Annotated in this window: 11 protein-coding genes; 4 read left to right on the forward strand and 7 right to left on the reverse strand. The window is 65.0% G+C overall.

Annotation, left to right across the window (positions count from 1 at the left end):
* Position 1: 1 nt before the first annotated feature.
* The gene (locus tag NQ036_RS02515; protein ID WP_257056975.1) at positions 2-772 is read left to right on the forward strand and encodes an SDR family NAD(P)-dependent oxidoreductase; all 771 of its coding nucleotides are present in this window, start codon (positions 2-4) and stop codon (positions 770-772) included.
* Positions 773-902: 130 nt separating this feature from the next.
* Here the strand turns inward: NQ036_RS02515 and NQ036_RS02520 are convergent, their stop codons facing one another.
* From NQ036_RS02520 to NQ036_RS02545, 6 genes are all read right to left on the reverse strand, one after another.
* Entirely contained in the window at positions 903-1,595 is a 693-nt protein-coding gene (locus NQ036_RS02520; protein WP_257056976.1) for a FadR/GntR family transcriptional regulator, read from the reverse strand.
* 4 nt (positions 1,596-1,599) lie between these two features.
* The gene (locus NQ036_RS02525) at positions 1,600-2,352 is read right to left on the reverse strand and encodes a GntR family transcriptional regulator (RefSeq protein WP_257056977.1); all 753 of its coding nucleotides are present in this window, start codon (positions 2,350-2,352) and stop codon (positions 1,600-1,602) included.
* Positions 2,349-3,542, reverse strand: coding sequence for a fumarylacetoacetate hydrolase family protein (locus tag NQ036_RS02530; protein WP_257056978.1), 1,194 nt, complete (start codon positions 3,540-3,542; stop codon positions 2,349-2,351). Before NQ036_RS02530 ends, NQ036_RS02525 begins: the two co-directional genes overlap by 4 nt.
* Positions 3,539-5,038, reverse strand: a complete 1,500-nt coding sequence (locus NQ036_RS02535; RefSeq protein WP_257056979.1) for an aldehyde dehydrogenase (NADP(+)) — start codon at positions 5,036-5,038, stop codon at positions 3,539-3,541. The genes NQ036_RS02530 and NQ036_RS02535 overlap by 4 nt, the downstream gene beginning before the upstream one ends.
* Positions 5,039-5,304: 266 nt before the next feature.
* A complete protein-coding gene (locus tag NQ036_RS02540; RefSeq protein WP_257048080.1) occupies positions 5,305-6,651 on the reverse strand; it encodes a GntP family permease in 1,347 nt (448 codons plus the stop codon).
* Positions 6,652-6,710: 59 nt separating this feature from the next.
* On the reverse strand, positions 6,711-7,472 hold the full coding sequence (locus tag NQ036_RS02545) for a GntR family transcriptional regulator (protein WP_257048079.1): 762 nt from the start codon (positions 7,470-7,472) through the stop codon (positions 6,711-6,713).
* 73 nt (positions 7,473-7,545) lie between these two features.
* On the opposite strand from NQ036_RS02545, the gene NQ036_RS02550 reads away from it, so the two are divergent.
* Together NQ036_RS02550 and NQ036_RS02555 are read left to right on the forward strand one after the other, a co-directional pair.
* Positions 7,546-8,748, forward strand: coding sequence for a CaiB/BaiF CoA-transferase family protein (locus NQ036_RS02550; RefSeq protein ID WP_257048078.1), 1,203 nt, complete (start codon positions 7,546-7,548; stop codon positions 8,746-8,748).
* 3 nt (positions 8,749-8,751) lie between these two features.
* Entirely contained in the window at positions 8,752-9,534 is a 783-nt protein-coding gene (locus NQ036_RS02555) for an enoyl-CoA hydratase (RefSeq protein WP_257048077.1), read from the forward strand.
* 69 nt (positions 9,535-9,603) lie between these two features.
* On the opposite strand, the gene NQ036_RS02560 is transcribed toward NQ036_RS02555, so the two are convergent.
* Positions 9,604-11,139: an OFA family MFS transporter gene (locus NQ036_RS02560; RefSeq protein WP_257048076.1), complete on the reverse strand. Its 1,536-nt coding sequence runs from the start codon at positions 11,137-11,139 to the stop codon at positions 9,604-9,606.
* A 118-nt stretch (positions 11,140-11,257) separates the two neighbouring features.
* On the opposite strand from NQ036_RS02560, the gene NQ036_RS02565 reads away from it, so the two are divergent.
* Positions 11,258-11,746, forward strand: coding sequence for an HPP family protein (locus NQ036_RS02565; RefSeq protein ID WP_257048075.1), 489 nt, complete (start codon positions 11,258-11,260; stop codon positions 11,744-11,746).
* The last annotated feature ends 24 nt before the right edge of the window (positions 11,747-11,770 follow it).

The following is an 11,770-nucleotide window of genomic DNA, read 5'->3' on the forward strand; positions in this document are numbered from 1 at the left end:
CATGGGTGCTAGCGAGAGCATCGATACGGAATTCACCGGCCTGTCGGCCATCGTCACGGGTGGAGCCTCGGGAATCGGCAAGGCCGTAACCGAACTGCTGCTGGCCCGTGGGGCCAAGGTCGCGGTCTTCGACCTCAACCCGGATGCGGCACCGGCCGGTGCCCTGGGCATCAAGTGCGACGTCTCCGACCGTGATTCGGTCAACGCCGCAGTCGAGTCCGCCGCGGGCGAATTCGGTGGAATCGACATCGTCATCAACAACGCCGGGATCGGCGCACAGGGACAGGTCGACGCCAATGACGATGCCGAGTGGAACAAGGTGCTCAACGTCAACGTGGTCTCCGTGGCCCGGGTGACCGCTGCGGCCCTGCCCCACCTGCGCAAGTCCGAGCACGGCGCCGTGGTCAACACGGCCTCGATCGCCGCGACCGCCGGCCTGCCCGAGCGCGTGCTGTACTCGGCGACCAAGGGCGCGATCTACTCGATGACCCTGGCCATGGCCGCCGACCACATCCACGAGGGCATCCGCGTCAACGCCGTGTGCCCCGGCACCGCCAACACCCCCTGGGTCACCGGTGGACTGCTGAGCAAGGCGGAGAACCCGGAGGAGGAGCTGCGCCAGCTCAACGCCCGCCAGCCCCACGGCCGCCTGGTCGAGCCGACCGAGGTCGCCAGGACCATCGCGTTCCTGGCCAGCCCGCTGCAGGGTTCGACCACCGGAACCGCTGTCGCCGTGGACGGCGGCATGCAGGGCCTGCGCCTGCGCGACTGATTCCAGGCTGATTCCGGGGCTGGGCCCGGGCCCGGGCCCGGAACCCAGAGCGCCGCCCCGTCACACATATTCCCCGGTTCAACCGATGCGCGAATATGTGTGACGGGGCGGCGTTGTTATTGGAGCCGGCTCAGCTGGCCGATTCGTATGCGGGTCCGCCCGTCTCCGCAGCCCAATCCTGGACCCCGGAGACGTGCACGATCATCGCCGCCTGCGCCCGCTGCGGGTCGCCGGCCGCCAGGGCGTCGAGGATCGCCTGGTGTTCCTGCAGGGTCTGTTCCACCGCGCCGTCCTGGGTCAGTCCGCGCCAGGTGCGCGCCCTGCTGGTCTTGACTGACACCGCCTGCAGCAGGGCCGCCAGGTAGTCGTTGTCCGCATAACCTGCGATAGTGCCGTGGAACTCGAAGTCCTTGTCCACCAGCGATTCGATGGACTGCGGATCGGTCTCGTCGATCAACCGCTGCAGTTCGGCCAGCCCGGCGGCGTCGATCCGCTGGGCCGCACGGTAGGCGGTCTCCGCCTCGAATACGCGGCGCACATCGAGGATCTGGGCCAGCGAGCCCGAGGAGTGGACCTCGACTAAGAACCCGATGGCATCGGTGAGGTCCGCCGCTGACAGGGACGTGACATAGGTACCGGAGCCCCTGCGCACGTCGAGCACATTGATGAAGTCCAGGGCCTTGACCGCCTCGCGCAGGGAATTGCGCGACAGGCCCAAGCGCTCGGAGAGCTCCGCCTCCGGGGGCAGGCGGTCCCCGGGTTTCAGCTCACCGGTGACGATGAGGTCCTTGATCTTCGCCAGTGCATCGTCTGTGAGCGCCATGCCACTATCCTACCGGTGCAGGAGGGCTGTTCGGCCCCGAACGGCCCGAGCGGATCTGCGCGATTCCGGGCCGCTGCGCGGGTTCGATGCCCTGGGCGAAGCGGTCCAGGGAACCCCGTAGATGCTCCTCCATCGCAGCCCTGGCAGCAGCCGGATCGGCATCCGCGATCGCCTGGGCGATCGCCTGGTGCTCGGTGATGGTCGCGGTGGAATCCGCGCCGGGCGGGTACAGCCGGTACAGGTGCAAATGGGCGTGCAACTGGGTGAAGGCCGTGGTCAGGAAGGGGTTGTCAACCGAATCGAAGATCGCCCGGTGGAACACCTCGTCATGGTGCGACATCTGGCGGACCAGCTCGTCTCCGGCGGCACCAGCGGCCTCGAGCGCCCGGAACCGGTCGAGCTCGGCGAGCATCGCACGGCCCGGATTGCCCACCCGGCTGGTCGCGGCCGCGCCCGCGGCCCAGGGTTCCAAGAGCAGCCGGACCTCGTACATATCGCGCAGCGCGGCACCGTCGAGCAGGCCGGTGGTGGTGTAGCCGCGGGGGGCCGCCACCACCAGGCCCGCGCCCTCGAGCATCCGCAGGGCCTCACGTACGGGGGTCTGCGAGACCCCCAACTCACGGGCCAGGCGATCCATGTTCAACCGGGTGTCCGGAGGCAGGTCCTTCGCGGAGATCCGCTCGCTGATCGACTCGTAGACCGCAGCGACGGTGTCCTGCTTGGCGCGGTCGGACTTGGCGGTGCCGGGGGTGCTCATGGGCGCAGATCGGCCATGAGCTCGCGCAGTCCGTATGTCCACGGGGCCAGCTCCTCGCAGGCGCCCACCCGGTTGACCAGGCGGCCCACCAGGGGGTTCTCGATTGAGACCACGTCCCCGTTCGCATGGGTGAAGCCCTCGCCCGGGAAATTGCGGTCCTGAGTGGGGGCGAACAGCGTGCCGGTCATAATGGCGCAGCCGTCCGGGTACTGGTGATGGGCACCCAGGGTAGCGGCGACGAGGCGCTCGAAGGTCCGCGAGAGCGAGCCAACGGAGTTCACCCCGTGCAGTTCGTAGCCGTCGGTGCCCCTGACGCTCAGGTCGATCGTGAAGGTGCGCGCATCCTCGATCGTGAACCTCTCGTCGAAGATGCGGATGACCGGGCCCAGGGCGGTCGAGTGGTTGTTGTCCTTGGCCATGCCCAGCAGCAGGGCGGACCTGCCCTCGACATCGCGCAGGTTCACGTCATTACCCAGGGTGACACCGACGATCCGGCCCGTCGGGGTGACGAGGAGGACCAGTTCCGGCTCCGGATTGTTCCAGCTGGAGAAGGCGGGAATGCCGATCGTGTCCCCGCTGCCCACGGCGGACAGCACCTGGCCCTTGGTGAAGACCTCGGGGTCGGGGCCCAGGCCCACCTCCAGGTACTGCGACCACCAACCGGCGGCGATCAGCTGTTCCTTCACGGCCGCGGCCTCGGGGCTGCCGGGGACGATCGCGGACAGGTCGCGGCCCACGGCCTGAGCCATCTGGGTGCGGATCGCGGCGGCGCGGGCGGGATCGCCGGCCGCGCGCTCTTCGATGACGCGTTCGATCATGGAGCCCGCGAAGGTCACACCACAGGCCTTGAGCGCCTGCAGGTCGACCGGTGGCAACAGCGTCAGGCGCTCGGGCCGGGGCCCCGCCTGTGCGTGGTCGGGCAGCTGCACCTGGTCGATCGTCCACGTCGCGGGCCCGGTCATCAGGCCGGCCAGGTCGCCGGCCAGGTTCTCGCGCTCGAGCAGATCGGCACAGGTCAGTCCCAGCGCCGAGGCGTCCCAGAGCTCTTCGCCGCGGTAGGCCGCGACGACGGGGCGGGATTGGGCGGGGTCGTACAGGCGGGCGACGAAGGTGCCGTCCGTCTGGTCGACGGGTAGGACCTCGCGCACGGTGGCGGGGAAGGCCGCGGTCAGCGGGCCGGTGGTGCTCATCGGGCGGCCTGCCAAACGCCGTCCACACGGCGGGCGATGCCGGTCGGGTTGGCCTCCTGGAGTTCGGCGGGCAGCTGCGCGTCCTCGTAGTCCTGGAAGGCCACCGGCCGCATGAAGCGGCCGATTGCGGCGGTGCCGACCGAGGTGCCGTACATCGTGGCGGCAGGATACGGCCCGCCGTGCTGCTGGGCGTAGGACACGGTGACGCCGGTGGGCCAGCCCCCGCGCAGCACGCGGCCGGCCTTATCGGCCAGAGCGGTCAGCACGTCGGCGACGTCCTCGCCGTCCTCATTGTGCAGGGTGCCGGTGAGCTGGCCGCCGAGCAGGCCGATTGTCTCGATGAGCTCTTCGCGGTTCGCATACGTGATGATGACGGCGGCGGGGCCGAACATCTCGGTGTGCAGGGCCGGGTGGTCCGCGCTCAGGTCCGCGGCCGCGATGGTCAGGATCGCAGGGGCCGGCGGATTGGCGTTGTCGCCTGCGACCTCCGTGGTCACGCCGGGGGCGGCTGCGACCTCATCGCGGTGGACGGTGAAGTTGTGCGCGATGCCCTCGGTCAGCATGCCGGCGCCCATGTCCTGGGCGGCCAGCAGGGCCGGCAGTTCGGCGTTCGCCTGCGTGGCGGCGGCAGCCGGCAGGAAGACCATGCCGGGGTTGGTACAGAACTGGCCGACACCATTGGTCAAAGAGCCGGCGAAACCGGAGAGCAGCTCGGTGGCGCGGGCGTCCCAGGCGGCCTCGGTGATGACCACGGGGTTCAACGAACCCAGTTCGCCGTAGAACGGGATCGGGGTGGGTCGGGCCACGGCGCGGTCGAACAGGGCGCGGCCGCCGGCCTCGGAGCCGGTGAAGCCGATGGCCTTGGTCAGGGGGTGGTCGACCAGGGTCTGTGCGGCCTCGAGGCCGGAGACTCCCGCGAACAGGCCGGCCGGCGCGCCGGCGGCTGCCAGAGCGGCGGTGACGGTCTCGACGACCAGAGTGCCCAGGCCCATGTGTGCGTCGTGGACCTTGTGGACCACTGCATTGCCGCCGGCCAGGGCCGCGGCCGAGTCCCCGCCGATGACGGAGAAGGCCAACGGGAAGTTCGAGGCGCCGAACACGCCGATGACGCCCAGCGGGACGTTGATGCGGCGCAGGTCGGGGCGCGGGCCCATCCCCCAGGTCGAATCGGCGTGGTCGATCGTGGCGTCGAGGAACTGGCCCTCGCGGGCCTCCTGGGCCAACAGCTTGAGCTGGAAGCAGGTGCGAGTCAGTTCGCCTTCGAGGCGGCCGGCGGGAAGGTTGGACTCCGCGACTCCCAACGGCACGATTTCGGCCCGGCGGGCCTCCAGCGCGTCGGCGATCGCGTCGAGCCAGGCGGCGCGTTCCTCCCTGGTGTGGGTGCGGGCCGTGCGGAATGCGGCATCGGCGGCCACGATGGCGGCCGAGGCGGCCTGGGCTCCGGAGACCACGGGGCTTTCGGAATTCGGGTTTTCGGGATTCGCGGGATTGGACACGGTGTCAGTCCTTCCTGAGATGATGCAACGACTTTGTTGTCCCCACCATATCAAACACCTATAGGAAACCCTAGGTTCCTATAGGTGTTTAAATCCTCTAGGCGCTCTGCACATTCCAGCGGCGCAGGCTGCTGGAATGTGCTCCCAACCGGCGACACGCCCGCGCGTTTGCTGCTGTAGAACCTCACGTCTTTGCTGCCACCGAATCCCACGAGAGCACATTCCAGCGCAGCCCCTGCCTGAAATGTGCAGAGCACTTCAGGGTGTCAGATGAATACGGCCAGTATGTAGACCATAACGAGGCCCACCACGCTGCCCACACAGGTCGCAAGGCTGACCGACTTGGTTGCACCCTTGGTTGTCTGTCCGAGCATGGTCTTCGCCATCCAGAAGTAGTTGCTGTGCACCGTCATGAAGAACAGCGATCCAGCAGCCGCGGACAAGGCGATGAGTAGGGGATCGACGCCGGCAGAGGAGGCAACCGGAGCGAGGAACCCTGCTGCGGTGATCGAAGCAACGGAGACCGAACCGATTGCCACGTGCAGAACAACGGCCAGGATCCAGGCCAGGAGAATGGGAGAGGCGGCACCGGTGCTGAACATACCTTCAAGCACCTTGCCCAGACCGATCGCTTTGACGACTCCGGCCAGAGAACCACCGAGCCCGGTCAGGGCGAGGATCTCCCCGCTTGCGGAGAAGCCCTTCTTCATCGTCTCTTTGAGGATGTCATTGCCCTCGTGGACGAGAAGCATGATGGACGCGATGAACGTTGCGAGGAACATGGCGACCATCGGGTCGCCGATGAACGTCAACAGCGGCGCCTCGATTTTCATGCTGCTGACAATGGAGTTGGCGGCAATGAGCACCAGAGCCAGAATCACCGGGCTAATGGTCAGCGGCAAGGGCAGTCGATGCTTCTTACCGTCCTCTTCCGGCTGCGCCATACGGAACGATTCCAGCGCAACCGGGTCCTCGTCGGTCTCAGGTTTCCAGAACTTGAAACGCACGAAGAGCGTCTTCATGATGAAGATCGTCACAGAAACGCCGACGATGGAAAACAGAGTTCCGAATAGCAGGAATTTGGGGAGGGGAACTCCCACCAAGGAGCTCAGTGCGAGCGAGCCGACGCTGGGGATCATCATGGTCAGGCCGAACAGGCAGCCCATGCAGAGCGAGACGGACATGATACCGACGCCGGCCGGGCCGATCCTGCGTGCGACATTGCGACCGATCGGTGCGGTGATGACCAGAATGACATCGGAGAAGATCGACTGCATGATCGTGCCGTTGGTAACGCCCAGAGCATATGGGGCCAGGCGCCTGCCCGACATCTTCATCAGCACGGACACCAGTTTTTCGATCGCTCCAAGTCTGGACAGAATCACGCCGAGGAGAACACCGAACATGACGAGCATGCCGATGTCCGCCATGAGTTTTCCGAAGCCCTCGACGACGGTCTCCGCAGTCTTCTCAAGACCGAGTCCAGACGTCAGACCAAGGTATAGGGCGCCGATTACCAGCGCGAAAAGCGGATGCAGCTTAAGAGCAATGATGAGGACTATGACACCGACGATAGTGATACCGGTGTTGATGAGTATGAGGCTGTCTGCCACGGGAGTCTCCTCGATTCGCCATTGAATGAGATCGATACATGAGTGACAAACCGGTTGGATCAGGACACAGGAAAGTATCCAGACACAGTCGGCTTGCCTGAGGCTTGGACGGACTCACGGCTCGTGCGGCCGATGCGCCCATCCAGAAGGTAGTTATGACCGTGCTCATCGATTGCAGTATGGGCACGGGTCTCAGAGCCGGAGAGCACCTCTTGTAGAAGGTACTTGTGTCGTTCGACGTTGTGCGCCGGATCTTCGGTCTCGGCCAGCATGCGAAGGTTCAAGGACATCGCGAGCTTGACTTGAGCGATCGACTCTATGTAGGCGGAGACAATCCGATCGTTACCGCACAGGCGGACGACTTCGATGTGGAAGTCGAAGCTCACACGGGTGAGCTCAGACGTGGGCTGATTGGTGCTGAAGAGTTCCTCCATTCGGGAGAGCTGAAGGTTGGCCTGAGACGCATCCACGTCCCCGCCGCGCCCATGACCGTAAAGGTGGTGGACGGCCATATGCTCCAAACCCTCGCGGAACGTGACGATCTCGAAGAGATCATCACGGTCCAATTTGGTCACTTTGGCGCCCAAGCGCGGCTGACGGGTCACGATTCCGGCACCTTCGAGTAGGTGCAGTGCTTCTCGCACCGGTCCGCGGGAGATTCCCAAACGCTCGGTCAGGTCTTCTTCGATCAGGCGCTCGCCGGGGATGAGCTCACCGGAGAACACCAGCTCACTGATCTGATCAGCGGCCCACTGTGTCAGGCCGGCAGCTTTGCCGGATGCCCGACCCTTGGCGGATCGATTGCCCGTGTTGTTCATCATGGCCCCTCGACGATTTCTATTGTCTGCATTATTGTAGACAATAGAAAGTGACACGCAACACAAGAAAGTGATGATGGCACAGACCAATCCGGGCTTCGAGTCCGCGCAGACGACAAACGGCACCTCCCCCACAGGGCCCCTCAGCGGTGTGACGGTGTTGGAAGTGGGCGTGTTCATCGCCGCGCCTTTCGCCACAACACAACTGGCTGATCTCGGGGCCCGCGTGATCAAGGTGGAACCGCCCAAGGGCGGCGATCCAGTGCGATCCTCTGGGCCCTTCCTCGAGGGGGAATCAAGCACCTTCATCCGGATGAATCGGAACAAGGAATCGATTGCCCTGGACCTGAAATCTCCAGAGGGCAAGAAGGCGTTCCTGACTTTGCTGGATCACGCAGACGTGCTGATAGAAAACCTCCGCCCGGGCTCGCTGAAGAAGATGGGCTTGGGGTATGACGACCTCAAGGGCGACCATCCAGGTTTGATCTACGCATCGGTTTCAGGCTGGGGACAGACCGGGCCCCTGGCCAAGCTGCCCGGGCTCGACATCATGGCCCAAGGGCGCTCTGGCCTGATGAGTATTACCGGGTTTCCTGATATGCCGCCGGCCAAGGTCGGGGTTCCGATCTGTGATCTCACCACCGCGCTCTACGCGACAATCGGAATCCTCTCGGCACTCTATGAACGGAAGACGTCCGGGCAGGGACAGTACATCGATGTGTCCCTCTTCGAATCCGCCGTGTCCCTCGCGGTCTGGGAAGCCGGGGCCTACTACGGCAATGGCAGTGTGCCCACTGCCAATGGCTCGGCGCATCAGGCTCTGGCGCCCTACCAGGCCGTGCAGGCCAAGGACGGTTACGTGACGATCGGCGCCAACACCCAGGGGAACTGGGAGCGTTTCTGCACAACCTTCGACTTCGCAGATCTTGCCGATGACCCGGACTTCGTCGATCCTCCTACGCGGATGACCAACCGCACACGGCTGATCTCGATCATCGAGCAGCGGCTGCAGGATCGGACCGTCCAGGAAGTCGTCGATGCCCTCAATGAGGCCGGAGTACCCGTTGGCCCCATCTCGAAGTACGACCAGGTCTTCACCGATGAACATCTCGCGTCCCGTGACTACTTCTGGACTGCGCCCCATGCGAAACTAGGTGACGTCGAACAACTGGGCAACCCCATCAATCTGTCACGTTCGGGCACTGTGCGCAGCAAGGCGGGGCCGATGCTCGGCGAACACAATGTCCCGCTCGCCGAGGAATTCGATCTGGAGGTATGACCCATGGCAGATTTGGAAGTCGACGTTCACGATTCGGTACTTCGAGTTGTCTTCAACCGTCCCGAAGCCAGGAATGCCATGACCTCGGACATGTACGCAGGTCTACTGGAGGCTTGTGAAAGAGCCGATGCGGATCCGAAAATTCGCGCGGTGTCGATGCGCGGCGCCGGGGGAAAGGCCTTTGTCGCCGGCACAGACATCGCGCAGTTCCGCGGATTCACGGGAGAAGACGGCATAGCGTACGAGCAGACGATCGCCGATACCTTGTCACGGCTTGCGATGATGCGGAAACCCCTTCTCGCATTCATCGACGGACACTGCGTTGGAGGTGGTCTGGGCCTTGCCGCATGTGCAGATGTCCGCGTTGGGAATCCTCGGGCCAGTTTCGCCGTTCCGATCGCCCGCACACTCGGCAACACACTCAATACGACGACATTGGATGTGCTCGTCCAGGGCTTCGGAGAGTCGCGCGTCCGCTCCATGCTCATCGGGGCCCGGGCTGTGCGAGCCGAGGAAGCGCTTGCCTGTGGGTTCCTTACGGAGGTGAGCGAGAATCTTGACGAACTACAGGACGAGTACGAACACCGGATTTCCCACCTAGCACCCCTGACCCAGTGGTCCATCAAAGAGAACTTGCGGCGACTGAAGGCTGCACAGACCTCGGCTGCAGAATCAGCGGAGCCGAATGATTCAGATGTCGTATCGGCGGTGTACGGCAGTGCCGACTTCGCGCACGCAGTCGAAGCATTCCTGACCAAGCAATCCTATGAGTGGTCTGGTCGCTAAGCCACGACCGACCAAAGTGCTGGCAGGACCCCAGGGGTCCTGCCAGCACTTTGGTCGGTGTTCCGCCCCTCACACGAACAGCGCGGATGCCTTGATCACGGTCTGGACCAGCGCATAGAGCAGGCCGACGATCACCACGCCGGTCAGCGCATAGGCCGCCACATGGTAGAAGCCCCCGGTCGACAGCATGGGCGAGTCCCCACCGGAGGCATTGGACTCGTGCACCAGGGCGGCCTCGACCTCGGCCGGCTCTGCACGGTACTTATCGGCGACCTTGCCGATTAGCAGGTTCGCCACGAAGCCCACCGCCAGGAGCCCGACCATAATGCCCATGGACAGGGTGTACACGGCCGGCCCCGTCGCGCCCGCCCGGGTGCGCGACTCGATAACCGTATTGACAATCAGCGGACCCACCACGCCAGCGGCCGACCACGCGGTGAGCAGCCGGCCATGGATCGCACCCACCTGATAGGTACCGAACAGGTCCTTCAAATACGCCGGAGCCGCGGCGAAACCCCCGCCGTAGAAGGACAGGATGAGCATGGAGGCCGCGACGAAGAGGACGATATTGGCCCCACCGAACAGGGCCACACACAGGTACATCAGAATGCCCGCGCCCAAATACAGCGTGTAGGCATTCCGCCTGCCCATATAGTCCGAGGCGGTCGACCAGACGAACCGGCCGACCATATTCGCGATCGACAGCAGACCCACGAAACCGGCCGCCGCGGCAGGTGTGATCTGGGAGAAGAAGCCCTGCACCATCGGCGCGGCGTTCTCCAGGATCCCAATCCCGGCGGTGACGTTGGTGAACAGTACGATCCACAAGAACCAGAACTGTGGAGTGCGCATCGCCCGGGACACGGACACCTGCCCCGTGGTCGCCACCTTGTGCGCGGCGACGCGGGCCGGATCCCAATGCTCCGGATGCCAGTCAGGGTGCGGCAGGCGGATCACGAAAGCGCCCACCGCGATCGCCACCGCATAGATCAGCGCCAGAGTCCCGAAGGTCGGTGCCGCACCGGCGGCCAACTGCTCCGGGGCGCCGCCCCCACCGAAGATGCTCATCAACGAGTTCGACAAAGGACTGGCGATCAGCGCACCCCCGCCGAAGCCCATGATCGCCAAACCGGTGGCCAGACCGGGCCGGTCGGGGAACCACTTCATCAGCGTGGACACCGGCGAGATGTAACCGATCCCCAGACCGATCCCGCCGATCACCCCATACCCCAGATACAGCAGCCACAACTGTCCCGTGACGATCCCCAGAGTGGCCACCCCGAAGCCCACCACCCAGAACACACCTGCAACCACCATGGCCTTGCGCGGGCCCGCCCGCTCCACCCAGGTACCACCGATCGCAGCGGAGATCCCGAGCATCGCGATGGCCACGGAGAAGACCCAGCCGACCGCGACCTCGCCCGCGGCGAAGCGGTCCATGAACGGCGCTTTGAACACGCTCAGCGCATAGACCTGGCCGATGCACAGGTGAATGGCGAGTACCGCCGCCGGGATCAGCCAGCGATTGAAGCGCAGTGGGGCGACGATCGCCTCGCGGTCGAGGATACCGGGGCGCGAGCGGGTCAGGGGGGACGTGGAGTGCATAAGGAGGATACTGACCTTTCCGAGGTCACTGGGGATGGCGTCCGAACAGCCCGATCATAGCCGGAGGTGACAATGACTGGGCTACGGTGTTAAACGCATCGCTTGAAAGGACATCCCGGTGAGCACCTGGCGCACTCTCATCACCCGCACCCAACCCCCGGTCTCCCCGTTCCAGGTCGTCTCGGGTGCGCTCGGTGCGGGAATCATCATCGCCGGCTTGGGACTACTCGCCACCCTCACCGGTCAACCCCTGCTGGCGGCGGCCTTCGGGTCCTCGGCGGCACTGATCTTCCTCGTCCCGGATTCTCCCCTGGCACGGCCCATCAACGTCTTGGGCGGGCATCTGAGTGCGACCGTCATCGGACTGGCCGTCCGTTTCCTCCTGCCACACGCCTGGTGGGCGATCGCCATCGCGATCACCCTGTCCATCGCCACGATGGGACTGCTGCGGATCGCCCATCCTCCGGCCTGCGGGACCCCCATCGTCGTCATCACCGCCGGCGCCGGTTGGTCGTATCTGCTGCTGCCCGTCCTGGTGGGCGCAGTGGTTCTGGCAGCCGCAGGTGCCGCCTACCGGGCATTCCTGGCCAGGCGAAGGACCGCATAGGCCAAACGGTTCTCCACCGCCCCG

This window comes from Brevibacterium sp. 91QC2O2 (genome assembly GCF_024580695.1).
Taxonomy (GTDB): domain Bacteria; phylum Actinomycetota; class Actinomycetes; order Actinomycetales; family Brevibacteriaceae; genus Brevibacterium; species Brevibacterium moorei.